Consider the following 23,953-nt stretch of genomic DNA (forward strand, 5'->3'; position numbering starts at 1 on the left):
GCCGCCGAATGAACAGAACCCGCCGAATGAACTGAACATGCCTGATGGACTGAACATCCCCGATTCCCCCCGTGAGTCCGGAAATTCCGTTGAGTCATTGATACGGCACACCACTGACAATCACGTCCGCAGAATCACCCTCAACCGCCCCGAAGCCCTCAACGCCATCACCCCTGACCTGCGAGAACGCCTGATCCAGATGCTCTCCGACGCCTCCGCCGACCCCGCCGTGAGAGCCGTCGTCCTCACCGGAACCGGCCGCGGCTTCTGCGCCGGCGCCGACCTGCGGGGCGGGGCGGCGGGCGGCGGGGAGCGAATCGCCGGTGACGTCGCCCGCACCCTCCGGCTCGGCGCTCAGCGGCTGATCAGTGCCGTCCTCGACTGCGAGAAGCCGGTGATCGCCGCCGTGAACGGCACGGCGGCCGGGCTCGGCGCGCATCTCGCCCTCGCCTGCGACCTCGTACTGGCCGCCGAATCCGCCAAGTTCATCGAGGTGTTCGTACGGCGTGGACTCGTGCCGGACGGCGGCGGCGCGTACCTCCTCCCCCGACTCATCGGCCCCCAACGCGCCAAGGAGCTGATGTTCTTCGGCGACGCCCTCACCGCCGCGGACGCCGAACGCCTGGGCCTGGTCAACCGCGTCGTCCCGGACGGCGAGTTGGACAAGACAGCCCGCGAGTGGGCCGACCGCCTCGCCACCGGCCCGACCCGGGCGATCGCTCTGACCAAGCAGCTCGTCAACGCCTCCCTCGACACCGACCGCACCACCGCGTTCGCCATGGAGGCGGCCGCCCAGGAGATCAACATGACGACGGCGGACGCGAAGGAAGGGGTGGCGAGCTTCGTGGAGCGCAGAAGTCCGGACTACCGGGGGCGGTGAGGGCCGTCATTCCCGCTTCAGAATCCGCAGGTCACCCGCGTCCGGGTCGCCGAACAGGACGAACAGTTCAGGCTCGCGTTCCGTGCCGCCGATCGTCCAGTACGTCTGCTCCGCGCAGCCGTCATCGAGTCGTACGACGACCCCGTCGCGCGTCTCCGGGCCCTCACCGGCCCACCGGTCGTCGCGGCCCTCCAGGTCGAGCCACCACGTGCCCATGCCGTCGCACACCTCGAAGTCCTCGGCGGAATCCGCTCCGAACTCGGGCTCGGCAGGCAGGTCTGTGAGGTGGGCCCGGCCGCCCGGAAGCAGTTTCAGCGCCGCGCCGTTGTCGCCGCGCCAGACTCCGGCGAGCTGCGCGGCGGACAGCTTCGGAGGCTCGTACTCCTTGATCAGTCCCGTGGCCGTGACCAGCGGCCCACCGATGAGGGCCAGCCCACACAGCCCGAAGCAGCCGAGGCCTCCACGCCACCAGACGCCCAGCGCTCCCCACCTCCGCCCGGTGGCCCGGGCGCGTCGACGGGCGTATGCGACACCGAGTACAGGGAGTACGCCGAGGCCCGCGAGCACCAAGGCCGTCGCCGTGAACGACCAGCCCCACAGGATCACGGGCAGGAGCGCCCAGCTGGCACCGAACAGCACGACGTACAGGAGGTGCCAGGCCCACCCGGGCCCGCGGAACCGGCGAGCCGACAGATGAGCCGGCAGGGCGGCCGGGGCGATCTGCGCGACCGTCTGGACCAGGCCCAGAACCGGCAGCACCAGCGGTGCGAAGAGGAGCACGCACGCCAGGCCCAGGGCCGGGCCGCCGGTACCGACGCCGTAGTCGTCCTCCGCGGAGCCGTTGAAGAGCGACAGCAGCCAGGCCGCCGGAAGCTGCGCCGCGCACACCCCCACGGCGACAGTCCGGTCGTCGTTCGTCCAGTTCAGCCGGGCTCTGCGCAGGCCCCGCCGGATCTTTCCCCACCCCATGGCCCGGAGCGTACGCCGCGGCCTCGGACGGTCTCCCGCACCCCTTCCCATCTGACACCCCGTCAGCTTCAATGGATGGCGTGATGGGACACGCAGGAATGGCGGCAGCAGCCGTCCGTTATCTCAGGTCCGGGCCCGCCCGCCCCGTGGAGGCGCTGCCGCGCCCGGAGTTACGGTGTGTGGGCGAAGACGAGCGGGCGCCGGTCGACCAGGCCGAGTTCCGGCGGGTGCTCGGGAACTTCGCGACGGGCGTGGCCGTTGTCACCTCACCAGCCACCGATGGCGCATCCGGCCCCGCCGGCTTCGCCTGCCAGTCCTTCTCCTCCCTCTCCCTCGACCCACCCCTCGTCGCCTTCATGGTCGGCCGTACGTCGACGACCTGGCCCCGCATCGCCCGCGCGGGCGCCTTCTGCGTGAACGTGCTCGCCGCCGGCCAGGGCTCGTTGTGCCGCGGCTTCGCGGTGAGCGGCGGGGACAAGTTCGCGGGCGTCGCCTACGACGCGGCTCCGGTATCCGGGTCACCGCGTCTCGCGGGCGCGCTCGCGTGGATCGACTGCACCATCCATGCCGTGCACACGGGCGGCGACCACCTCATCGTGGTGGGCCGGGTGGACGACCTCGGCACCACCGACACCCCTGAGGCGCCCCTGCTGTTCCACCGGGGCCGGTTCCTCTAAGCGGCCACCGGCCCGTCGGCGGTCGGCCGCCGCCGGATCACCAGCGCCATCAGCGCCGCCGCCGCACACAGCGCGCCCGACGCGTACCAGACCATGTCGTACGAGCCGGAGACATCGCGTACGACGCCGCCGATGAAGGCGACCAGGGCGGCGCCGACCTGGTGGGAGGCGAGGACCCAGCCGAAGACGATGGCGCTGTCGTCGCCGTACTGCTCGCGGCACAGGGCCACGGTGGGCGGGACGGTGGCGACCCAGTCGAGGCCGTAGAAGACGATGAAGAAGATCATCGGCGGGTGGACGCTGGGCGCCAGCAGCATGGGCAGGAACAGCAGCGAGATGCCGCGCAGCGCGTAGTAGACGGCGAGCAGTCGGCGCGGTTCGTAGCGGTCGGTGAACCAGCCGGAGGCGATGGTGCCGACCACGTCGAACACGCCGATGACCGCGAGCAGCGAGGCCGCCGCCGGGATGGGCATGTGCTCGTCGTGGGCGGCGGGTATGAAGTGGGTCTGGATCAGGCCGTTGGTGGAGGCGCCGCAGATCGCGAAGGAGCCGGCGAGCAGCCAGAAGGGGCCGGTGCGGGCCGCCTTGAAGAGGACGGTCACGGCGCGGCGCGCGGCGCCCGGCACCGGGTCCGGCTTCGGTACGAACTCCTTCGCGCCGTACGGCTTCAGGCCCACGTCGGCCGGGTGGTCACGCAGCAGCAGCCAGACGAAGGGGACGACCGCGAGGGCGGTGAGGGCGACCGTGACGGCGGCCGGGCGCCAGTGGCCCGCGTCGACCATCAGCGACAGCACGGGCAGGAAGATCAACTGGCCGGAGGCCGAGGCGGCGGTGAGGATGCCGGTGACCAGGCCGCGCCGTTCGGTGAACCAGCGGTTGGTGACCGTCGCGGCGAAGGCCAGCGCCATCGAACCGGTGCCGAGGCCCACCAGCAGGCCCCAGTACAGCAGCAGTTGCCAGGCCGCCGTCATCCACACCGTCAGGCCCGAGCCGATCGCGATCACGGTGAGCGCCGCCGCGACCACGCGCCGGATGCCGAAGCGGTCCATCAGGGCGGCGGCGAAGGGGGCGGTCAGTCCGTACAGGGCGAGGTTGATCGAGACGGCGGCGGCGATCGTGCCGCGTGACCAGCCGAACTCCTGGTGCAGCGGGTCGATGAGCAGCCCCGGCAGGGAGCGGAAGGCGGCGGCGCCGAGGATCGTCACGAAGGCGACGGCGGCGACGAACCAGGCGCGATGTATGCGGGTACGGCGTGGCTTGTGCGGGGTCCGGTCGTCGGCGGTGGCTTCGGTTGTCTGCGTCACGACAACGAGCTTCGGGCCTGCGCGCCGACAGATCCATTGGCCCGAAGGACAGCATTCGTTAGGATCGGGCCATGAGCCTGAGCCGGAGTGCCATGAGCGTGAGTGAGCCGGAGCGCCTGAGCTTGAGTGAGCCGGAACGCCACGCGCGTGAGGCGGAGTTCCGCCCGCACCGCGTCGTCGTCCTCGCCCTCGACGGGCTGCTCCCGTTCGAGCTGGGCATCCCGCACCGGATCTTCGGACGCCCCAAGGACGCCGCCGGGCGGCATCTGTACGAGGTCGTCACCTGCTCGGTCCGGCCGCCGGGCCCGGTCCAGACCGACGCCGACTTCTCCATCCACGTCGCACACGGCCCGGAGGCGCTGGCCACCGCCGACACCGTGATCGTCCCGGCGTCGTACGAGCTCGGCCCGGTCTTCGAAGAGGGCGTGCTGACCGACGAACTGGCCGCCGCGCTCTCCCGCATCCGCCCCGGCACGCGCGCCGCTTCCATCTGCACCGGCGTCTACGTCCTCGCCGCCGCCGGCCTGCTCGACGGCCGCCCGGCCACCACGCACTGGGCCGACGCCGAGCGCTTCCAGCGGCTGTTCCCGAGGATCAAGGTCGACGCGGACGTGCTGTTCATCGACGACGGCGAGGTGCTGACCTCCGCGGGCGTCGCCGCCGGGATCGACCTGTGCCTGCACATGGTCCGCCACGACCACGGCACGGCGATCGCCAACGACGTGGCCCGCCGCACGGTCGTACCGCCCCACCGCGACGGCGGCCAGGCGCAGTACATCCACCGCCCGGTCCCCGACCCGCAGCAGGCGACCACGACCACCGCCCGCGCCTGGGCGCTGGGCCGCCTCCACGAGCCGATCCAGCTGCGCGACATGGCGGAGCAGGAGGCCATGTCCGTACGGACCTTCACGCGCCGCTTCCGTGAGGAGGTCGGCGTCAGCCCCGGCCAATGGCTCACCCAGCAGCGGGTGGAACGCGCCCGCCACCTCCTGGAGTCCACCGATCTCTCGGTCGACCAGGTCGCCCGGGACGCCGGCTTCGGCACGGCCCAGTCGATGCGGCAACACCTACAGGCGGCGCTCGGCGTCACACCCACCAGCTATCGGCGCACCTTCCGCGCCGGCAGCAACGCCGACGTCCAGGTCCCCAGCCGCACTTGAGCCGTCCCGGCGAGCCTCTCCCCACCAGCCGAACGCCGTCAGCAGCAGGGTCAGCACCACACCGGCCAGCATGGCCGTGGACGGCGCCACCACCTGAAGCAGGCCACCGGCGAGAGACCCCGTCGCCGCGTAGCCCGCACCCGCGGCGGCATACATCACGGAGTAACCGGCCGCCAGCGCGCCCGGCGGCAGTGCCTCGCGCAGGGACAGGTTGCGGGTGATGAGCGCACCCGACTGGAGCGTGCCCGCCAGCGTGAGGGCAATCGCGATTCCGGCCGCCCCCGGTATCAGCGCGGTGAGGCTCACGAAGGCCGCCATGCCGCACATCAGCACCACACTCCGCGTACGAAGCCGCCCCGGCCACGGTCGCACGCCGTACAGGAACGCCCCGATCCCCGCCCCCACCGCGAGTCCCGCCAGCATCGGGCCGGACCAGCCCACGCCGATGCCGCGCTGCTCCAGCAGGGCGGGCAGGGTGAGTTCGGCCAGGCCGAGCAGGGTGAGGCTGGCCGCGCCCGTGACGTACACAGGCCAGGCGCGTATCAGCACGCGGAGCTTCCCCCGGCCCGCCTCCCCGTCCTGATCCTCCTTGGCCCAGCCCGCCGGAAGCAGCCAGTGGCCCGCTATCGACGACGCCATCAGGGCGGCCCCGAGGAGCAGTGGCACCCGAGGCGCCACCCCGAGGGCGAGGCCGGCCACCGCGACCGGGGAGACGGCCCACACACCGGACATCAGCATCGACTCGGCCGACAGCGCCTGCGTCACGGCACGCTCCGGAACCAGCGAGGTCAACAGCGCACGCTGCCCGCCCGCGACGGCCGCCGGAGCGGCACCGGCCAGAAACGCGAACACCCCCAGCACGACAGGATGTGCACCGGCCAGCACCCCGAGCCCCGCGAACCCCACCGCCCCGCCCGCGAGCCCCACGGCCAGATGCCGCCGACCACGCGCCGGATCCAGCCGCATCCCGAGGACCGGCGCCCCGATGATCTCGCCGATCACATAGGCCGCCGCGAGCGCCGCACCCAGCGTGTAACCGCCGGGCCGCTCCCGCACCAGGAACACCAGCGCCAACGGCGCCATGGCGACCGGCATGCGGGAGCCGACGGCAGTGCAGGCCCAGATCAGGACCTGCTTGGAGGCGACATCGCGATAGGTCATGAGATGAAGGTAGGCGGCGGCACTGACAACGCGGCAGCCGATTTCCGGGCCTGTGGATAACTCCGCGAGGACAGCGCCAACCAAGCACCGAATGACTCAGAACGTGAGCACCCCGCGAGCCACCTTCCCCGCCTCCGCATCCGCCGCCGCCCGCTCGAACTCCTCGACGGGATACGTCTGCGTCACCAACTCGTCCAGCAGGAGCCGCCCGTTGCGGTACAGCTCGGCGTAGAGCGCGATGTCCCGCTGTGGGCGCGACGACCCGTACCGGCACCCCAGGATCGACTTGTCCAGATACATCGAGGACACGACGAAGGAGGCCTCGGCGCCGGCCGGCGGCACCCCCAGCAGAATCGCCTGCCCATGCCGGTCGAGCAGGTCGACGGCCGCACGGATCAACCCGACGCGTCCCACGCACTCGAAGGCATGGTCCGCCCCCGTCGGCAGCAGTTCCCGCACGCCTTCCGTCGAGGTCAGGAAGTCGGTCGCCCCGAACTGCCGCGCCACCGCCTCCTTCGCCGGATTGGCATCGACGGCGACGATCCGCAGCGCACCCGCGATCCGCGCCCCTTGAAGGACGTTGAGCCCGATGCCCCCCGTACCGATGACGAGCACGCTGTCCCCACGGTCCACCTTCGCCCGGTTGAGCACGGCGCCCACCCCGGTCAGCACCCCGCACCCGATGAGCGCGGCCGAGGGCAGGGGAATGTCCTTCGGAATCCGCACCACCTGCACGGCCTTCACCACGGTCCGCTCGGCGAACGCGGAGTTGGACGCGAACTGGAAGACGGGCCGCCCACCGCGGACGAACGGCTGCCCGGGGCGCCCGATCGCCTGCCGGCACATCGTCGGCCGCCCCCGGTCGCAATCCGCGCACGTGCCGCAGTTGGCCAGCGTGGACAGGGCGACATGGTCACCGGCCGCCACATGCGTGACCCCCGCGCCCACGGCCTCCACCACCCCGGCCCCCTCATGCCCCAGCACCACGGGAACAGGGAACGGAATCGTGCCGTCCACCACGGACAGATCGCTGTGGCACAACCCCGCCGCCGAGATCGACACCAGCACCTCACCCGGCCCCGGATCCCGCACCTCCAGATCGTTCGCGACCTCGACCCGCTTCCCGTCGAACACCACGCCGCGCATCACACAACCCCCTTGGGTTCCCTCGGCAGCCCGAGCACCCGCTCGGCGATGATCGTGCGCTGAACCTGGTCCGAGCCGCCGTAGATGGTGTCGGCCCGCGAGAACAGGAACAGATGCTGCACCTCGTCGAGTTCGTACGGCGCCGAGACCGACCAGTCCGCGGGACCCACGCCCGCCCGCGCCCCCCGCACCTGCATCGCCAGCTCCCCGAGCCGCTGATGCCACCCGGCCCACAGCAGCTTGGCCACACTGGGCGCCCCCGCATCGCCCGAACTCCCCAGCGTCCGCAGGGCGTTCCACCGCATCACCCGCAGCTCCGCCCACTGCCGCACAAGCCGATCCCGTACGACCGGATCACCGACCGTCCCCGTCTCCACGGCCGTCCCCACGATCCGCTCCAACTCCCGTGCGAAGCCGATCTGCTGGGCCAGGGTGGAAACACCGCGCTCGAAGCCGAGCAGACTCATCGCCACCCGCCAGCCATTGCCCTCACCCCCGACAACATGCTCCACGCGCGCGTGCGCCCCGTCGAAGAAGACCTCATTGAAGTCACTGGTGCCGGTCATCTGCCGTATCGGCCGCACATCGATGTGATCCGGCTGATCCATCGGCACCAGCAGAAAACTCAGCCCCTGATGACGCCGGGAATTCACATCCGTCCGCGCCAACACAAAACACCAGTCCGCCTCATGCGCGAGCGACGTCCAGATCTTCTGCCCAGTGATGCGATACGTCCCCTGCGACTCCCGCGTCGCCACGGTCCGTATCCCCGCCAGATCCGACCCCGCGCCAGGCTCGCTGTACCCCTGGCACCACAGCTCCTCCCCCGCGGCAACCGCCGGCAGAAAGCGCCCCTTCTGCTCATCGGTGCCATGAGCAATCAGAGTCGGGGCAAGCAAATTCTCCCCGATATGCCCCGACCGCGGAGGCGCCACAGAACGCGCATACTCCTCGGCCCAGGCAACCTGCTGAGTAAGCGTGGCCGACCGATTCCCGTACCCGCTCTCCCCCCAGGAAAGCCCAATCCACCCAGCCTCTCCGAGAACCCGTTCCCAACTACGCCGGTCCCGCACACTCCCGGCATGCCCGTCGAGCCACGCCCGAGCCTCCACCCGAAACGCTTCATCCTCAGCCGTGAACCCGAAGTCCATGGGGCCTCCTAAAATCACCGGCAACTGGAGCGCCCCTCCAGGGGCGCGGGGAACTGCGCGACCAGCCACAACGAACCCGCACACGCCACACCACAGCACCCCCCGAGCTACTGGGCGTTAGGCCGCCCCCCATCCCGAGCGGCCCTCTCCATCCCCGCCACCTCGGAGAGCATCGGCATCGGATCCACCCCCACCGACCCCGGCAAAAACTCCGCGATCCGCTCCGGCGTCCAAGAACCCTCCGCATAAGCCGAACGCAGTTCCCTCGGCTGCGCCCACACCGCGATCTTCGGCCCGGCAATCGTGTACACCTGCCCGGTCACCCCCTGAGCCCGATCCGACAACAGGTAGACCACCAGCGCCGCCACATCCTCCGGCTCCCCGATCTCCGCCAGCTCCATCGGCACGTTCGCCGACATCCGCGTACGAGCGACCGGCGCCACCGCATTGGCGCTCACCCCGTACTTGTGCAACCCCAGCGCAGCGCTCCGCACCAGCGAGATGATCCCGCCCTTCGCGGCGCTGTAGTTGGCCTGCGACACGGACCCCTGATGGTTGCCGCTGGTGAAGCCGATCAGTGTCCCGGCCCGCTGCTTGCGCATCACCGCGGACGCCGCCCGGAACACCGTGAACGTGCCTTTGAGGTGCGTGGCCACAACCGGGTCCCACTCCTCCTCGGTCATGTTGAACAGCATCCGCTCACGCAGAATCCCGGCCACGCAGACCACACCGTCGAGCCGGCCGTACGAGTCCAGTGCCGTGTCGACCACGCGCTGCCCACCCGCCATCGTGGCGACGTCGTCGGCCACGGCGACCGCCTCACCGCCCGCCGCCTCGATCTCCTTGACGACGGCTTCGGCGACCTCGCTGGTCGGGGACGCGCCGTCGATCGCCACGCCGTAGTCGTTGACCACGACCTTCGCTCCCTCGGCGGCCGCCGCGAGCGCGACCGCCCGGCCGATACCCCGTCCGGCGCCGGTCACGGCGACGACCTTGCCTGCCAAGAAGTTCCCCACGCCCGGCCCCTTCCCGCGGTTTCTGACGGACCGTTAGATTCTAAGTCCCGTCAGACGCCTGGAGACAAGCCCCGGGGAGGCTCGCATGTCACTACCGGCCGAGTTCCATGACATCGCCAAGCGGGTCAACAACTGGGGCCGTTGGGGGTCCGACGACGAGATCGGGACCCTGAACCTCATCACCGACGAGGTCGTACGGGAGGCAGCCGCCTGCGTCCGCAGCGGACACCGGATTCCGCTAGCGCTCCCCCTGAGGCAGGACGGCGTCCAGACCGGGATGATCCCGGGGCGCGTCAATCCGCTGCACGCCATGGTGCAGATCAACCAGGAGATCTTCGGCCCCGGAACGGTCGCGTGCAGCGACGACGCGGTGACCATGGGGCTGCAGGCCGGCACCCATTGGGACGCGCTCACGCACGTCTCGCACTCGGGCCGGCTCTACAACGGCCGCCCGGCCGACACCGTCACCCCGCACGGCGGCGCCGAGTTCAGTGGCATCGACAAAGCGCGGCACATCGTCTCGCGCGGAGTGCTGCTCGATGTGGCGAAGGCGCACGGCGTGGACCGTCTCGACGGGGGGCATGCCGTGACCCCGGAGGATCTGGACGCCGCCGAGGAACTCGCGGGCACGCGCGTGCGTGCCGGTGACATCGTGCTCGTACGGACCGGGCAGGTGCAGGCGTATCTCGCCGGGGACAAGCACGCGTACGCCTATCCGTCACCAGGGCTGTCGATCCGCACCCCGGAGTGGTTCCACGCGCGCGACGTCGCCGCCGTCGCGAACGACACCCTCACATTTGAGATATTTCCGCCGGAGATCGAGGATTTGTGGCTGCCCGTGCATGCGCTCGACCTCGTGGAGATGGGGATGCTGCAGGGCCAGAACTGGAATCTCGAAAAGTTGTCCACAGCCTGTGGACAAGCGGGCCGCTACGAGTTCCTGCTGTCGGCGATGCCCGAGCCGTTCGTCGGCGCCACGGGAACTCCGGTGGCCCCGGTGGCCGTTCTCTAGTCGCCGGCCACGCTTCCGCCTCCCCGGGCGCGGCCGGCTGGCGACGCGCCGCGCCCGCCCCGAGCACGGTGTCGCGCGCCGCCATCCGGCTTCGGCGCACCCGCCCCGGTTCCTCATGGCCCCAAGCAGAACCGACGCCGAATCACGACCCACACTCGCCGAGGGCTCCCGTCACCGAAACCCTCGTCGTCCCCTCGCGGCGAATCGCTGACCACCAGCGTGATCAAACGGTCACGTCGCGTCAACACCCGAAAGGGGATTCATCACTTACGCCCCGATTTTGATGGCCGCGCACAGAAGCACATCCGGGCGCATGCGCCCTGCCGGCCGGAGGAGGGCGGTAAGCGTTTGCCGCCCTGCCCGCGACCATGCGCCGGGGGCACACACCCACGAGCGGCTATACGGCCTCGTAGGCCAGCCCCTCATACCCTTCATAGGCCGAAGTCCCGCCACTGAACGCCGTCGCCGCCTGGGGCTGGTCCGTACAGCGGTCCAGTTCGCACCAGATGCGCTTGCCGGCGCCCTCGGGGCTCCAGCCCCAGCGGTCGGCCAGGCCGTCGACGAGGGCGAGGCCACGGCCGCCCGTCTGCTCGCCGTCCACGCACCGGGGGACGGGCGCCCGGTCGCTGGCGTCGGCCACCTCCAGCCGGACCGGAGCAGCCGACTCCGCCGCCTCCCCGGGCAGCGACAGCCGGAGCACGGCTGGGCAACCGGTGTGCACGACGGCGTTGGTGACAAGTTCGGAGACGAGCAGGATCAGCGTCTCGGCAAGCGGCTCGTCGGCCTCTATCCCGGACCCGGCGAGCCGCGAACGGGCCCACCGCCGGGCACGCCCCACCTCTGCGGGGTCGGGCCGGATCTCCAGCTGCACTTGAAGCACCTGCACCGCTCACACCATCCGAACCGGCGGACTCATGACCTCGCGCCACACGAGTGCCACGATCGTAGCCATTCTTTGCATGACCAGAACAATGGTCAGAGCCGGGTTCACAGAACGTGAATCCCTTACGAGACAGCATGGTTGACGTACAGTCACCCCAACAAGCGCTTCGGGCATATTCCAGCGCGAAGGAGTACCCGTGCGGCATACTGTGCGACGCTCGTCATGGCGAGTCGAACAGGGGCACATCGCCGGATCCGGGGCCGCCTCAGGGGCAACACCGGCAAGGCTCGTGCTCGGACCCGCTCGCATCCCACACAAGGTACCGGAGCGGCACAGAGACTCCAGGCCGTGACGAGTCACCCTTAGGACACAACCCGATATCAACGCTCCGTAATTCCGGTATGCCACAATCCGCGACATCCGCGCCGCCTTCGTGTGCGATACCGCAGCCCAGCGCCCCATTTGCCGCTCAGGCCACCAGATCCGCCGCGAGCACTTCCTCACTCTCCGTGCTCGCGCCAGCACGTCGAGCACGCACCCAGGCGCGCTTCAGATGGAGATGCACCTCGGACTCCCAGGTGAAGCCCATGCCGCCGTGCACCTGAAGGCAGTCACGTGCGCCGCGTACCGCGGCATCGTCGGCGAGCAGCCGGGCCGCCGCGATGTCCGTGCGGTCGGCGGTGACGGCAGCGGCATATACCGCCGCCCGGGCCACCTCCGTCCGCACCAGCATTCCGGCGCACAGATGCTTGACCGCCTGGAAGGCCCCGATCGGCTGCCCGAACTGCTCACGGGTCCGGGCGTGTTGCACCGCCAGCTCGCACACCCGCCCGGCCGTGCCCAACTGTTCGGCGGCGGTCAGGAGTACGGCGACAGGGTCCACCGCCACCCCGCCCTCATCCACCCGGTGCAGCGGAGTCAGCGGGTCCACCGACCGCAGCGGTACGGCCCCGGCGGCGTCCCCTCGTACGACGTCCGCCTCGGCCAGCCACTCCACGAGCCCGCTGCCGTCCACGGCGGCGACCACGGTCTCCCCGTCCGCGGCGCCCGCCACCTCCCCCGCCGCCAGGTGTGTGGCGATCAGCGGCCCCGGCAGCAGCGCCCGGCCCGCCTCCTCGAAGGCCAACACCGCTTCGGGCAGCCCGAGTCCGACCCCGCCGTCCACTTCCGGCAGCCGCAGCGCGAAGAACCCCGCCTCGCCGAGCGCTCGCCACAGCCCACGGTTCAGCGCGGGTGCGTCCACGGCGGCCCGCAGCGCCTCGGCGTCGAAACGCCGTGCCAGCAGCTGTCGTACCCCGTCACGCAATGCCCGCTGATCCTCGGTGAGTTGGAATTTCATACGCGCCGTCACCGTCCCTTCGGCAGCCCGAGGATGCGCTCGGCCACGATGTTCTGCTGGATCTGCGAGGTGCCGGCGGCGATGGTGTAGGAGAGGGACGACAGGCGGTCCAGCGTCCAGGGCCGCTCGAGGTCGAGACAGTCCGCGCCCAGGACGTCGGCCGCGGTGTCGTACAGCTCCTGCCGCGCCTGCGAATACCTCAGTTTGAAGACCGAACTCCCTACCCCGGGGACCCCGCTCTCCGCCTCGCTCACATTCCACTGGGTCAGCCGCCACAGCGCCCGGAACTCTGCATTCAGCCGCCCCAGCCTGCGCCGCAGCGAGGGATCGTCCCAGCGGCCGTTCTTCCGTGCCTCACCGGCGAGTTCGCGCAGGACGCGGCGGCAGGCGACCACCTCGCCGACGAAGGCCGTGCCGCGCTCGAAGGAGAGGGTCACCATCGTCACGCGCCAGCCGTCGTCCTCGTCGCCGACGCGGTTGCCGACCGGGATGCGGACCTCGTTGAGGAACACCTCGGCGAACTCGGCGGATCCGGCGAGCGTGCGCAGTGGACGTACGGTGATGCCCGGGGCGTCCATGGGCATGGCGAGCCAGGTGATGCCGCGGTGCTTGGGCGCGGCGGGATTCGTGCGGACCAACAGCTCGCACCAGTCGGCCACTTCGGCATGGGAGGTCCAGATCTTGGACCCACTCACTACGTAGTCGTCGCCGTCCCTACGCGCGCGCGTGCGCAACGCGGCGAGGTCCGATCCGGCGTCCGGTTCGCTGAAGCCCTGGCACCAGACCTCCTCGCCGCGAAGGATCGGCGGCAGCCAGCGCGCCCGCTGCTCCTCGCTCCCCTCGGCGGCGATCGTCGGCCCCGCGTGGAGCAGCCCGACGAAACCCGCCCCCACGTAGGGAGCGCCCGCCTTCTCCGTCTCCTCCAGGAAGATCAGCCGTACGGTCGGGGAGGCGTCCCAGTGCACGTGCGCGTACCCGGCGTCGTAGAGCATGCGCTGCCAGCCGAGGTCGTACGCCCTGCGCGCGGGCCAGTCGTCCGGGGACGGCTTCGGCGGCAGCGTCGGAAGGACCTTCCCCAGCCACTCCCGCAACCGCGCCCGGAACTCGTCTTCTTCGGGCGTGTACGTGAGGTCCATCCATCACCTGCCTGACGAACCGTCAGATTCAGCAGCAGGCTAGCCCCGCACCCCTGGACCGACAAGGCGTCGCGCCCTACGCTCTCCGCACGATCTGACATACCGTCAGCCAGAGGGGGTCGTCGTGAACGACACCGCACACGCCCTGGGTTCCTCGCGCACGCTCTGGGAACTGGTCACACGCCGTGCCGAACTGACCCCCGGCCACCCCGTCCTCCTCCAGGACGACCGCACGCTCACCTTCGGTGAGCTGCATGACCGTGCCGAGCGGGTGGCGGCCGGCCTTTACGGCAGGGGCATCCGCCCCGGCACGGTCGTCGCCTGGCAGCTGCCGACCCGCATCGAGACCGCCCTGCTGTCCTTCGCGCTGGCCCGCCTGGGCGCCGTGCAGTCGCCGGTCATCCCGTTCTACCGGGACCGCGAGGTCGGCTTCGCCCTGCGGGAGTCGAAGGCGGAGTTCTTCGCGGTGCCGGGCACCTGGCGCGGCTTCGACCACACGGAGATGGCCCGGCGGCTCGGCGCCAAGGGGATCTTCGAGGCGTACGACAGTCTCCCGGACGGCGACCCGGCCGTACTGCCCGCCCCGCCCACCGACGGCACCTCCGTCCGGTGGATCTACTGGACCTCGGGAACCACCTCCGACCCCAAGGGCGTTCTCCACACGGACCGTTCACTCATCGCGGGCGGGTCGTGCCTCGCGCACGCGCTGCACCTGTCGGCGAACGACGTGGGCTCGATGGCCTTTCCGTACGCGCACATCGCCGGCCCCGACTACACCGTCATGCTCCTGCTGTACGGCTTCCCGGCGGTGATGTTCGAGCAGTTCGCGCTGCCGGACGCGCTGGAGGAGTACCGCAAGCACGGGGTGACGGTGGCGGGCGGGTCGACGGCGTTCTACTCGATGTTCCTCGCCGAGCAGCGCAAGCAGCCGGACCGGAAGGTCATTCCCTCGCTACGGCTGCTCGCGGGCGGCGGAGCACCCAAGCCGCCGGAGGTGTACCACGCCGTCGTGCGCGAGATGGGCGTGCAGCTCACCCATGGGTACGGCATGACCGAGGTGCCGATGATCACCATGGGGGCGCCGGACGACACGGTGGAGAACCTGGCGACGACCGAGGGGCGGCCGCCGGAGGGCATGGAGATCCGGATCGTGGACGGGGAGGTGCGGCTGCGCGGGGAGGCGGTGTGCCGGGGGTATCTGGATCCGGCGCAGACGGCGGAGGCGTTCGACGGGGAGGGGTTCCTGAGGACCGGTGACCTCGGGCGGCTCACCGACAGCGGGCATCTGGTGCTGACGGGGCGGCTGAAGGACGTGATCATCCGCAAGGGCGAGAACATCTCCGCCAAGGAGATCGAGGATCTGCTGCACCGGCACCCGGACGTCGGGGACGTGGCCGTGATCGGGCTGCCGGACGCCGAGCGCGGGGAGCGGGTGTGCGCGGTGGTGGAACAGCCGCCGGGGGCCGGGGAGTTGACGCTGGAGGCGGTGTCGTCGTACCTGCGCGCGGAAGGGCTGTCGGTGCACAAGCTGCCGGAGCGGCTCGAGGTGGTGGACGCCCTTCCGCGCAACGAGACCTTGCGGAAGGTGCTCAAGTACAAGCTGCGCGAGCGCTATTCAGACAGGTGACGTCATTCGGGCACGGTGAAATAGCGGGCGAAGGAGGAGACGATCTCCGCCTCGCCGATCTTGCCGTCGCCGTCGGTGTCGAGGGTGGCGGCGGCCGTCGCGGCCACGTCCTGGCTCACGCCGAGAGCGGTCAGCACGCGCGCGGTGTCGCCGACGGTGGCCGCTCCGTCGCCGTCCCGGTCGGCGAGGTCGAGCGCGGCATGCAGAAAAGGGCGGGCGATCTCCGCGAACCGGTCCGGGTTGTCGCGCAGGCGCTTGACCGCGCCGCCGACGAACTCGTCCCGGGTGATCCGCTGGTCGCCGTCCCGGTCCGCTATGCCGGCCATCCCCTGCCAGAACGCCTCGGCGCCGATGTACAGGGCCTGTCCCTTGTCGGAGCGGGCCGCCGTACCGAACTCCGCGAGCAGCCTCTTGGCCGCCGCGCTGAAGTCCTCACGGTCGATGTAGCCGTTGCCGTCCTGGTCGAAGGTGGCGAACCGGGCGGCGATCCTGCGCTCGTACTCGCTGCTGACCATGTCTGTTCGTGCCGCCTTACGTCACGTGGGTGCGTACAGGCAGGGAGCGTACGACGCCCGGAGCGGCCTTGGCGCGGAAAACGTCGCTTGTGCCAAGACCGGGCTAATTTTGCGACAACGACGTGGCAGAGCGGCGTGTGACGTGCACTGAGTGCGGAGATCCGGTAGCGGCGGGTCACGCCGAGAGCGGTTCGGCCCCCTCGTCGACCGCCGCCGCCACGTCCGGGTACACCTCGAACAGACGGCGTACGCCGAGGGCGCCGAGCACCCTGTTGACGTGGGAGCCGTCCACGGCCCCCTGGGCGGGCAGTATCAGGCGCAGGCTGCCCTGGCACGAGCGGATGAGGCGGCGGGAGCCGATGAGCACGCCGACGCCGCTGGAATCGCAGAACAGCACCTCGGAGAGGTCGAGGACGAGACTGTGCCGGCCCTCGGCCACCACGTCGTGCACCCGCTGACGCAGCACGGGCGACGTCACGAGGTCCAGTTCGCCCGACACTTGGAGCACGGCCCACTCGCCCTGCTCGTCGCCGCTCACGTAGAACGCCACCACCAGGCCCTTCGTTCGCCGGAAACGGAAGCCTCACCTACGCTTCCTTGCAGCGCGGCTGCCCAGCGGCCGTTCCCCGAAACCAGGTACTGGAAACGGAAACCAATCAGAACAGGCTTGTTTCAGTCGTATTCGATCCTGTTCGATCGAGTCTGATCGCCCCGGGAGTGGGTAGGCGCGCGATGGCACAGGGGCCGAACCGGGCCTGGAAGGCCCACTACCACCTGCGCCTGAGCGGGGAGCGCCCATTGCCACAAAGGGGCGTGCGTTGTCAGAGGTGCCGACTACATTCGAGATGACGGTGGACGCAGGCCGGACCGGAGAAGAGCAGGGTGAGGGGGCCGTATGGCGAAGAAGGACGCGCCGCCCCGCTGGGACCGCAAGATGCAGCAGCGGCTCGCACGCGGAGAGGCGGCGGCCCTCGGCGAGCTGTACGACCGCTTCGCTTCGCTCGTGCACGGCCTCGCCCACCGCGTGCTCGGCGACGAGCGCGCGGCCGACGGCATCACCAGGGACGTCTTCGCCCATGTCTGGCAGCACCCGGAGGCGTACGACCCCAAGCAGGGCCCGCTGCGCTCCTGGGTCGCCACGCTGACCCATCGCCTGGCCGTGCAGCGGCTGCGCGCCACCGAGACCGCCGCCCTCACCCAGGGCGGCGGCTCCACCGAGGACCTGGAGCGCAAGGTCCGCCAGGCCTCCGTCGCCGCCCGCGCCGACTACATCGTCCAGGCCATGCCCGTCCCCCTGCGCACCGCCCTGGAGCTGGCCTACTTCCAGCGCCGCGACTACCGCCAGACCGCCGCCGACCTCGGCGTCACCGAGGACGAGGCCCGCCGCCGCCTCCGCCTCGGCCTGCAACTCCTGTCCACCGCCCATGACGCCGGCGCCCCCGGGGCGCCGCCGGGTTACGGGGGTGCCGTGTGACCGGGCCGGAGCGGTTCGAGGCGTTCGACGACCACGAGGGATACGGCGACGCCGGGTACGGCGGCTACGACGGCCCGGGCAACGAGAAGGAGCAGCACGGCGTCCCGGACGACGAGGACCGCCCGGAGGTGACCGAGCCCGGCGGCCCGGGCAGCGTGGACGGATCCGACGGCCCGGGCAACGGCGGCGGACAGGACCCCGGCCGTGGGCAGGAGCCCGGCCACCCGCCCCGCATACCTCTGCCGCGCTCCTCCGTCGAGGACGGCGGACGGCCGCTGCCGTCGCTGGCGGAACTGGGCGACCTGGCGCCGCGGCCCGCCCCGCCGACCCTTGAGCACCACGTCCTGAAGGCGCTGCTCGGCGCGTGGGCACTGGCCGCCTGCTCACCGGAGGAGACGGCGGCCGTCGAAGACCACCTCGGCACCTGCGGCACCTGCGCCGACGAGGCGCTGCGGCTGCGGGAGGCGGTCGGGCTGCTGCACCCCCCGGAGAGCCTCGACCTCGACCCGGGCCTGCGCACCCGCGTCCTGACGGTCTCCTTCGACCGGCGGCCACCGCGCATCCCGGTGCCCGAGTGGGCCGGTCCCTACGACGCCGAGACCGCCCGTCTCGACGCCCTGCTGCAGGACATAGGGGACTCCGAGTGGCACGCGCCCGTGCGGCTGCGGTGGTTCGAGGCCGACGAGGAGACGACCCGGCGTACGACCGTCGCCGGGGTCATCGCGCACCTGCTCACCGTCGACGGCCTCGTCGCGCTCGCCCTCGGCCTGGACGACCCCCTGGGCGACATCCCGTCCGCGGCACCCACGCCCGCCGAGCGCACGGAGGCGTACTGGGCGGCCTCCCACTTCCCGCCCACCCGGTCCGTGCGGGGTCCCTGGCGGGAGCAGAGCCATGACCTCGTGCGGACCGTGTCCTTCACCGGCAGCAACTCCGGCTCGCTACCGGTGTCGTACGGCGCCTGCGAGCTGCCGCTGCGGGACGCGATGCTGGACCGGGCGTTCGAGTGCTGGGTCCACGCGGAGGACATCGCCGAGGCGGTCGACTACCCGTACGAGCCGCCCGCGCCGGGTCATCTGCACGGCATGATCGATCTGGCGGCGCGGATGTTGCCGGGGGTTCTGGCCGCACGTCGCGATGGCCGCCGGCGTCACCTGGTGCCGGTGGGCGAGCCCGGCCGCAGCCTGCGGCTGGAGATCGAGGGGCTGGGCGGCGGGGAATGGCTGATCCCGCTGGACTCCCCCGGGTTGGGCTCCACCGAGCATGAGGTCGCCCATGTCGCGCTGGATGGCGTGGAGTTCTGCCGGTTGGCGGCGGGTCATGTGTCGCCGCAGGAGGCGGCGGCCGGGCAGGTCGGTGACCGGGAGGCGATCAGGGATGTGCTGTATGCGGCGGCGAGCTTGAGCCGGATGTAGGGGCGGGTTGCGGGTGCGTGGGCGGCTGCGGGTGTGTGGGGGGTTGTTCGCGCAGTTCCCCGCGCCCCTGAAAAGCACGTGCAGTGAACGCCCCTTTAGGGGCGCGGGGAACTGCGCGACCAGCCCACGACTACCCGCAGCCGCCCCTGAAACCGAACCCACCGACCCCCTAGGCGAACACAACCGTCCGTCGCCCATTGAGCAGAATCCTCCGCTCCGCATGCCACTTCACCGCCCGCGCCAGCGCCTGGCACTCCACATCACGCCCCACCGCCACCAGCTGATCCGGCGTGACGTCATGCCCCACCCGCTCGACCTCCTGCTCGATGATCGGCCCCTCATCGAGATCCGCGGTGACATAGTGCGCGGTCGCCCCGATCAGCTTCACGCCCCTCGCATGGGCCTGGTGATACGGCTTCGCGCCCTTGAAGCTCGGCAGGAAGGAGTGGTGGATGTTGATGATGCGGCCGCTGAGCGCCTTGCAGAGGTCGTCGGAGAGGACCTGCATATAGCGGGCCAGCACCACCAGCTCGACGTTCTCCTCGCGCACCAGCTCCAGCAGCTGCGCCTCGGCCTGCGGCTTGTTGTCCTTCGTCACCGGAATGTGGTGGAAGGGAATGTCGTACGAGGCCACCAGCTCGGCGAAGTCGGTGTGGTTGGACACCACCGCGGCGATCTCCACCGGCAGCGCCCCGATCCGCGCCCGGAACAGCAGGTCGTTCAGGCAGTGGCCGAACTTGCTGACCATCAGGACGACGCGCATCTTCTCGTCGGCCCGGTTGATCTGCCACTCCATGTGGAAGGCGTCACCGATCGCCGCGAAGCTCGCCCGCAGCTTGTCCACGGTCACCGGCGCCTCCGCCGAGAAGTGGACGCGCATGAAGAACAGTCCCGTGTCGTGGTCGCCGAACTGCTGGCTGTCCTCGATGTTGCAGCCGGTCATGAAGAGGTAGCTCGACACGGCGTGCACGATGCCCTGCTTGTCGGGGCAGGACAGGGTGAGGACGTACTGGTCGGGCGCGACCGCGGGTCGGTTGGACTGCTCGTTCATGCAGGACAGGGTCCCATATCGGCCCAGCCCCGGCGGACCCCGTCCGCTACGCGGACCTCGTCATGATCTGCAGCACCTCGAGACTCCGGGGAGGCGTATCGGGGTCGTCCCCGTCACTCGCCGAGAGGCGCACGTGCGCGTCCCGGGCCGCCCGTACGGCCTCCGGCCACGCCTGGTTCTCGAGGTAGGCGGAGACGGGGGCGTCCGGCCCGACCTGGTGCATGATCCGCAGCACGCGCAGGACGGCGGTGTCGACGAGCGCCGCCTCCTGGGAGTCCCGGAAGATCGTGCCCACGTATTTCTCGGCGGACCAGTTGTCCAGCCAGGTGTCCTCGACCAGGCGGTACACGGCGTCGGTGACGTCTCCGTACCCGTCGACTCCGGCGAGCCAGACCTCTCGCTGGAACACCGGATCGGAGAGCATGTGCAGCGCGGAGCGCACATTGCTGCGCCAGCGCCACCAGGGCATGTCGTTCAGTGGCATGCCGCCCATGGTGGAGGAGCGACGGCCGCGACGGGAAGAGTTCTCCGAACCTTGCACGGTCACCGATCGTACGTTCTTTCTCATACGACGCTCAGGGACCCCCGTAATTCACCTTGACGTCACCTACCGTTGACCGAGGGTCACTCCCGGGTTAGCGATGTGGCGGAATCGTGCGTGTCCATGACCGGCAGGCGCCACCACCGCAAGACCCACCTCCCCACGTTCACCCGACCCGTCAGAACCACCGTCCGCAGAGCGGCGGCCCTGGTCGCGTGTGCGTCGCTCGCCGTCGGTTGCGGGGTCGTCCCCGGTGTCTCGGGGGGCGCCGGGGACGACGCCATCACCGTCATGACCTGGGCCCCGAGTGAGACGGGCGCGACGAACAAGCCCGGCATGCCCGCCCTCGCCCTCGCCTACGCGCGCTGGGTCAACTCCAACGGCGGCATCAACGGCCACAAGCTCAAGGTCCTGATCTGCAACGACCACAACGACACCGTGGACGCGGCCAACTGCGGCCGGCGCGCGGTCAAGGAGAACGTCGTCGCGGTCGTCGGCTCCTACAGCCAGTACTCCGACTCGTTCTTCCCGCCCCTGGAGGGCGCGGGCATCCCGTACATCGGCGGCTACGGCCTCACCGAGTCCGAGTTCACCAGCCCGCTGTCCTACCCGGTCAACGGCGGCCAGCCCGCCCTGCTGGCCGGCCTCGGGCAGGCGCTCGCCAAGGACTGCGGGCGCGTCGCCCTGGTCCGGCCCGACACCATCGCGGGTGACGAGCTGCCCGCGATGCTCAACTCCGGCCTGAAGGCGGGCGGACACGCGTCGGCCGGCAATCAGCTGGCCAAGGACGACGCCACCGAGTACTCGGCCCCGGCCGAGCGGGCCCTCGAGTACGCCACCGCCGACTCGACGGAAACCGGCTGTGTGGTGCCTGCCCTCGGCGACCGCACCAGCACCTTCATGGACTCGTTCCGGCGTGCCCGCGCGGACTACCCCGACGTACGGGCGGGCACCGTGCTCGGCAGCGTCGACCAGTCGGTGATCAACCAGAGCGGCGGTGCCTCGTCGCCGTACGAGGGGTCGTTCATCACGGGCTGGTACCCGGTCTCCACCGACAAGCGGTGGGACGAGATGAAGCAGGTCATCAACAAGCACGCGTTCGGCGACAACCGCATCGACACCGGGGACGTCGGCGTACAGACCACATGGATCGCCTACACCGTGTTCAAGGCGGTCGTGGAGTCACTCGGCGACGGCGAAGTGAGCGCCGACTCCGTGCGCAAGGCCCTCGACGGCGGCCTCAAGGTCTCCACGGACGGGCTCACCCCGACCCTGCGCTGGCAGTTCCAGGACAAGCTCGCCTCCATCGGCCTCCCGCGCATGGTGAACGCCGATGTGACCCTCCAGGTCGTACGCAAGGGCCAGCTCGTCGCGGCACGCAAGGGCTTCACCGACATGACGGACACGCTGAAGCAGGCGGAAGTGAGCTGACCGAGCTGACCCGTGGAGCCGGCCGGCTCGTGTGGTGACTCCCACACGGCCGGCCGGCTCCGGCGCTCACAGCTGGGTCGGCTGGCGCTGGGTCAGGCCGTGCGTCTTGGCGATCGCGTTCCACAGCTGGGCCGCCTTCGCCTTCTGCGTGGTCGCGGTGCCGCTCGCACGGTTGCCGGCCGCGGTCTGGCCGGTGGTGCGGGCCTGGCCCTTCTTGCAGAGATTGCCCTTCTTGGCCGCGACCTGGTCGGCCCACGCCGCGTAGTGGTTGTCGGCCGACGCCGACGCCTGCCATGCGCTGTTGAGGGCCGAGGTCAGCGCGGCATGGTTCGGGAGCTTGTCGACGGACAGCTTCGACAGTCTGGTGACCAGGCCGGTGCGCTGCTTGGCCGCGTCCCGCAGGTCGGCCGCCGCCTGCCCCATGTTCTTGCACGTCTTCACATCGGCGACTGCCTTGATCACGGTGGCCCGGCTGTCGCCGCTGTCGGCCAGCAGCTTGTCCAGCGCGATGGCCTGCTGCTCGGCCGCGTCGGCGGACGGCGAGGCGGAACCCTCGGTCGCCGGGGCGGTGGCGGACACCGTCTGGTTCTTGTCGTCGCTCTGGTCGTCGCCGCCACCGCTCGCGAGCAGCGCGCCCGCGCCGACCCCGAGGACGGCGATGCCGACCCCGATGGCCGCGATGAGCGGCACCCGCGAGCCGGTACGGCCGCCGCGGCCACCGTGCCCGCGATGGTCGTCGGCGCCGGGCGGGACGTAGGCGGGCTGGGCATGCGCCTGCGGCGGCTCGAAGCGAGGCAGCTGCTGGGTGGCCGCGGCGGGATGCTCCGCCCGCGGCTCGCTGCGGAAGAGGCTGTCGAATTCGGCGGGCGGCTGCCGGTCCTGCCCGGCCGCCACCGGCGGGATGTACTGCGTCGCCTCGGCATCGGGATTGGCCGGCGGCAACGGGCCCGGGTTCTGCCGCGCGCGCCCCAGATAGCGGGTCTCCTCACCGGCCGCCCCGGCAGGCACCTCGGGCGGCAGCGCACCGGGCCCCACCGGCGGGATGTACTGCGTCGCACCCTCGTCGCCGGGGCCGGAAGGCGCCGCGGCGACGGGCGGTATGTACTGCGTCGCCCCGTCCGGCGAGGCATGCGCGGGCGCACCCCCACCGGCAACCGGCGGTATGTACTGGGTCGCGCCGTCGTCGGCGGGCGGCAACGGCGCCCCGAAGCCGCCGGGTCCGGCAGGCGGCAGCGGCGCGGCGGCACCGGAGCCGTACGCGCCGGGGGCCGGGCTGCCGTAGCCATCCGCTGCGGCCGGGGGCTGGTGCTGGGGCTGGGCAGCCGCCGGAGGGCCGTAGCCGGGCGTGGGCGGCTGGACCGACCCGGAAGGGGAAGTCCCGTATCCGCCGGCCTCCGCGGGCGGCAGAGCGCCACCTGCCGCATGCCGGCCCTGACTGCCGCTCGGGGGCTGGCTGTTCGGTGCGTGAGAGGTGTACGACGACTCGGGGGTCGGCGCGTGAGAGGTGTACGACGGCTGCTGCGTGCCCGGTGCCTGGGGTGGCTGCGCATGTGACGTGTACGACTGCTGAGGTGCCGGCTCCTGCGGCGCATACGTCGGCTGCGCGCCCGATCCCGGCAGCGCCTCACCGCCGTATGCCGCGTCGTGCGTCGGCTGCGGCTGGGCCGGGATGGCGCCCGCCTGGTCCGGTGTGCCCCAAGCGGCCGGTGCCGGCTGCTGGTACGGCTCCGGGGAGCCCCAGCCGTGGCCCTGCGGTGGGGACGGGGGCTGGTGCTGGTCGGGGCCCCAGGGGGTGCCCCAGGCCTGGCCCTCGGGCGGCGGGGCGGGAGTCGGCGGGACGGGGCGGCCGTACTGCGGACCGCCCTGTCCGTTCGTCGTGCCCGGCAGCAGGGGCTCGCCACCGTCCGATGGCAGCACGATGCCTTCGCGCGCTTGCCGCGGCGAGGGCTCCTCGCCCTGTCCACTCTGCGTCACCGGGACTCCTACGAATGGGGGACCTTCGGAATCGTCGGCTCACGCTACCGGGTCCCCAGAGCCCGGTGCCATGCAGCACAGGACCTGACCT

The 23,953-nt window shown here is 71.0% G+C and carries 22 protein-coding genes; 8 read left to right on the plus strand and 14 right to left on the minus strand.

What is annotated here, in order from left to right:
- Nucleotides 1–37: 37 nt before the first annotated feature.
- Nucleotides 38–880: an enoyl-CoA hydratase-related protein gene (locus AB0I98_RS13975; RefSeq protein WP_362940186.1), complete on the plus strand. Its 843-nt coding sequence runs from the start codon at nucleotides 38–40 to the stop codon at nucleotides 878–880.
- A 6-nt stretch (nucleotides 881–886) separates the two neighbouring features.
- On the opposite strand, the gene AB0I98_RS13980 is transcribed toward AB0I98_RS13975, so the two are convergent.
- Nucleotides 887–1,849, minus strand: a complete 963-nt coding sequence (locus AB0I98_RS13980; protein WP_362940189.1) for a hypothetical protein — start codon at nucleotides 1,847–1,849, stop codon at nucleotides 887–889.
- An 83-nt stretch (nucleotides 1,850–1,932) separates the two neighbouring features.
- Here AB0I98_RS13980 and AB0I98_RS13985 point away from each other — a divergent pair, with 83 nt between their 5' ends.
- A complete protein-coding gene (locus tag AB0I98_RS13985; protein WP_362940197.1) occupies nucleotides 1,933–2,526 on the plus strand; it encodes a flavin reductase family protein in 594 nt (197 codons plus the stop codon).
- Here the strand turns inward: AB0I98_RS13985 and AB0I98_RS13990 are convergent.
- Nucleotides 2,523–3,830, minus strand: coding sequence for an MFS transporter (locus tag AB0I98_RS13990; RefSeq protein WP_362940200.1), 1,308 nt, complete (start codon nucleotides 3,828–3,830; stop codon nucleotides 2,523–2,525). The two genes, AB0I98_RS13985 and AB0I98_RS13990, sit on opposite strands and share 4 nt — an antisense overlap.
- Before the next feature lie 92 nt (nucleotides 3,831–3,922).
- On the opposite strand from AB0I98_RS13990, the gene AB0I98_RS13995 reads away from it, so the two are divergent.
- The gene (locus AB0I98_RS13995; protein ID WP_362940723.1) at nucleotides 3,923–4,990 is read left to right on the plus strand and encodes a helix-turn-helix domain-containing protein; all 1,068 of its coding nucleotides are present in this window, start codon (nucleotides 3,923–3,925) and stop codon (nucleotides 4,988–4,990) included.
- Here AB0I98_RS13995 and AB0I98_RS14000 read toward each other — a convergent pair.
- From AB0I98_RS14000 to AB0I98_RS14015, 4 genes are all read right to left on the minus strand, one after another.
- Entirely contained in the window at nucleotides 4,898–6,151 is a 1,254-nt protein-coding gene (locus AB0I98_RS14000; protein ID WP_362940203.1) for an MFS transporter, read from the minus strand. The genes AB0I98_RS13995 and AB0I98_RS14000 overlap by 93 nt on opposite strands.
- 96 nt (nucleotides 6,152–6,247) lie before the next feature.
- Complete coding sequence (locus AB0I98_RS14005; RefSeq protein ID WP_362940206.1) at nucleotides 6,248–7,297, minus strand: Zn-dependent alcohol dehydrogenase; 1,050 nt, start codon at nucleotides 7,295–7,297, stop codon at nucleotides 6,248–6,250.
- Complete coding sequence (locus AB0I98_RS14010) at nucleotides 7,297–8,448, minus strand: acyl-CoA dehydrogenase family protein (RefSeq protein ID WP_362940209.1); 1,152 nt, start codon at nucleotides 8,446–8,448, stop codon at nucleotides 7,297–7,299. The genes AB0I98_RS14005 and AB0I98_RS14010 overlap by 1 nt, the downstream gene beginning before the upstream one ends.
- Before the next feature lie 107 nt (nucleotides 8,449–8,555).
- Complete coding sequence (locus AB0I98_RS14015; RefSeq protein ID WP_362940212.1) at nucleotides 8,556–9,464, minus strand: SDR family oxidoreductase; 909 nt, start codon at nucleotides 9,462–9,464, stop codon at nucleotides 8,556–8,558.
- 85 nt (nucleotides 9,465–9,549) lie between these two features.
- On the opposite strand from AB0I98_RS14015, the gene AB0I98_RS14020 reads away from it, so the two are divergent.
- Complete coding sequence (locus AB0I98_RS14020; protein WP_362940215.1) at nucleotides 9,550–10,476, plus strand: cyclase family protein; 927 nt, start codon at nucleotides 9,550–9,552, stop codon at nucleotides 10,474–10,476.
- Nucleotides 10,477–10,873: 397 nt separating this feature from the next.
- Here the strand turns inward: AB0I98_RS14020 and AB0I98_RS14025 are convergent, their stop codons facing one another.
- The 3 genes from AB0I98_RS14025 to AB0I98_RS14035 all read right to left on the minus strand — a co-directional run bounded on the left by AB0I98_RS14025 (nucleotide 10,874) and on the right by AB0I98_RS14035 (nucleotide 13,834).
- Nucleotides 10,874–11,347 carry an ATP-binding protein gene (locus AB0I98_RS14025; protein WP_362940726.1) on the minus strand — a complete coding sequence of 158 codons (474 nt, stop codon included), beginning with the start codon at nucleotides 11,345–11,347 and terminating at the stop codon, nucleotides 10,874–10,876.
- 481 nt (nucleotides 11,348–11,828) lie between these two features.
- Complete coding sequence (locus AB0I98_RS14030) at nucleotides 11,829–12,698, minus strand: acyl-CoA dehydrogenase family protein (RefSeq protein ID WP_362940218.1); 870 nt, start codon at nucleotides 12,696–12,698, stop codon at nucleotides 11,829–11,831.
- Between the two features lie 8 nt (nucleotides 12,699–12,706).
- The gene (locus AB0I98_RS14035) at nucleotides 12,707–13,834 is read right to left on the minus strand and encodes an acyl-CoA dehydrogenase family protein (RefSeq protein ID WP_362940221.1); all 1,128 of its coding nucleotides are present in this window, start codon (nucleotides 13,832–13,834) and stop codon (nucleotides 12,707–12,709) included.
- 124 nt (nucleotides 13,835–13,958) lie between these two features.
- Between AB0I98_RS14035 and AB0I98_RS14040 the strand changes: the two genes are divergently transcribed.
- Nucleotides 13,959–15,461 carry an AMP-binding protein gene (locus tag AB0I98_RS14040; RefSeq protein WP_362940224.1) on the plus strand — a complete coding sequence of 501 codons (1,503 nt, stop codon included), beginning with the start codon at nucleotides 13,959–13,961 and terminating at the stop codon, nucleotides 15,459–15,461.
- Between the two features lie 2 nt (nucleotides 15,462–15,463).
- Here the strand turns inward: AB0I98_RS14040 and AB0I98_RS14045 are convergent, their stop codons facing one another.
- Both AB0I98_RS14045 and AB0I98_RS14050 read right to left on the minus strand, forming a co-directional pair.
- Nucleotides 15,464–15,976, minus strand: coding sequence for an EF-hand domain-containing protein (locus AB0I98_RS14045; protein WP_301981852.1), 513 nt, complete (start codon nucleotides 15,974–15,976; stop codon nucleotides 15,464–15,466).
- A gap of 175 nt (nucleotides 15,977–16,151) precedes the next feature.
- Nucleotides 16,152–16,532, minus strand: coding sequence for an STAS domain-containing protein (locus AB0I98_RS14050; RefSeq protein ID WP_362940729.1), 381 nt, complete (start codon nucleotides 16,530–16,532; stop codon nucleotides 16,152–16,154).
- Nucleotides 16,533–16,871: 339 nt separating this feature from the next.
- Between AB0I98_RS14050 and AB0I98_RS14055 the strand changes: the two genes are divergently transcribed.
- Nucleotides 16,872–17,450: a sigma-70 family RNA polymerase sigma factor gene (locus AB0I98_RS14055; RefSeq protein ID WP_362940227.1), complete on the plus strand. Its 579-nt coding sequence runs from the start codon at nucleotides 16,872–16,874 to the stop codon at nucleotides 17,448–17,450.
- Nucleotides 17,447–18,865 carry a zf-HC2 domain-containing protein gene (locus AB0I98_RS14060; protein WP_362940230.1) on the plus strand — a complete coding sequence of 473 codons (1,419 nt, stop codon included), beginning with the start codon at nucleotides 17,447–17,449 and terminating at the stop codon, nucleotides 18,863–18,865. Before AB0I98_RS14055 ends, AB0I98_RS14060 begins: the two co-directional genes overlap by 4 nt.
- 169 nt (nucleotides 18,866–19,034) lie before the next feature.
- Here AB0I98_RS14060 and purU read toward each other — a convergent pair whose 3' ends face one another.
- Nucleotides 19,035–19,916 carry a formyltetrahydrofolate deformylase gene (gene purU, locus AB0I98_RS14065; protein ID WP_362940233.1) on the minus strand — a complete coding sequence of 294 codons (882 nt, stop codon included), beginning with the start codon at nucleotides 19,914–19,916 and terminating at the stop codon, nucleotides 19,035–19,037.
- A gap of 46 nt (nucleotides 19,917–19,962) precedes the next feature.
- Complete coding sequence (locus tag AB0I98_RS14070) at nucleotides 19,963–20,463, minus strand: hypothetical protein (RefSeq protein ID WP_362940236.1); 501 nt, start codon at nucleotides 20,461–20,463, stop codon at nucleotides 19,963–19,965.
- Between the two features lie 117 nt (nucleotides 20,464–20,580).
- On the opposite strand from AB0I98_RS14070, the gene AB0I98_RS14075 reads away from it, so the two are divergent.
- A complete protein-coding gene (locus AB0I98_RS14075; protein ID WP_362940239.1) occupies nucleotides 20,581–21,888 on the plus strand; it encodes an ABC transporter substrate-binding protein in 1,308 nt (435 codons plus the stop codon).
- Between the two features lie 66 nt (nucleotides 21,889–21,954).
- Here the strand turns inward: AB0I98_RS14075 and AB0I98_RS14080 are convergent, their stop codons facing one another.
- Nucleotides 21,955–23,862: a hypothetical protein gene (locus tag AB0I98_RS14080; RefSeq protein WP_362940242.1), complete on the minus strand. Its 1,908-nt coding sequence runs from the start codon at nucleotides 23,860–23,862 to the stop codon at nucleotides 21,955–21,957.
- Between the last annotated feature and the right edge of the window lie 91 nt (nucleotides 23,863–23,953).

Source organism: Streptomyces sp. NPDC050211, from assembly GCF_040656035.1.
Classification (GTDB): Bacteria; Actinomycetota; Actinomycetes; order Streptomycetales; family Streptomycetaceae; genus Streptomyces.

Coding starts and splice junctions, on each gene's coding strand:
- AB0I98_RS14010 (WP_362940209.1), bottom strand. CDS start 8,448: ATGGACTTCGGGTTCACGGCTGAGGATGAAGCGTTTCGGGTGGAGGCT.
- AB0I98_RS14035 (WP_362940221.1), bottom strand. CDS start 13,834: ATGGACCTCACGTACACGCCCGAAGAAGACGAGTTCCGGGCGCGGTTG.
- AB0I98_RS13980 (WP_362940189.1), bottom strand. CDS start 1,849: ATGGGGTGGGGAAAGATCCGGCGGGGCCTGCGCAGAGCCCGGCTGAAC.
- AB0I98_RS13975 (WP_362940186.1), top strand. CDS start 38: ATGCCTGATGGACTGAACATCCCCGATTCCCCCCGTGAGTCCGGAAAT.
- AB0I98_RS14045 (WP_301981852.1), bottom strand. CDS start 15,976: ATGGTCAGCAGCGAGTACGAGCGCAGGATCGCCGCCCGGTTCGCCACC.
- AB0I98_RS13985 (WP_362940197.1), top strand. CDS start 1,933: ATGGGACACGCAGGAATGGCGGCAGCAGCCGTCCGTTATCTCAGGTCC.
- AB0I98_RS14055 (WP_362940227.1), top strand. CDS start 16,872: ATGGCGAAGAAGGACGCGCCGCCCCGCTGGGACCGCAAGATGCAGCAG.
- AB0I98_RS14005 (WP_362940206.1), bottom strand. CDS start 7,297: ATGCGCGGCGTGGTGTTCGACGGGAAGCGGGTCGAGGTCGCGAACGAT.
- AB0I98_RS14030 (WP_362940218.1), bottom strand. CDS start 12,698: ATGAAATTCCAACTCACCGAGGATCAGCGGGCATTGCGTGACGGGGTA.
- AB0I98_RS14000 (WP_362940203.1), bottom strand. CDS start 6,151: ATGACCTATCGCGATGTCGCCTCCAAGCAGGTCCTGATCTGGGCCTGC.
- purU (WP_362940233.1), bottom strand. CDS start 19,916: ATGAACGAGCAGTCCAACCGACCCGCGGTCGCGCCCGACCAGTACGTC.
- AB0I98_RS14075 (WP_362940239.1), top strand. CDS start 20,581: ATGACCGGCAGGCGCCACCACCGCAAGACCCACCTCCCCACGTTCACC.
- AB0I98_RS14020 (WP_362940215.1), top strand. CDS start 9,550: ATGTCACTACCGGCCGAGTTCCATGACATCGCCAAGCGGGTCAACAAC.
- AB0I98_RS13995 (WP_362940723.1), top strand. CDS start 3,923: ATGAGCGTGAGTGAGCCGGAGCGCCTGAGCTTGAGTGAGCCGGAACGC.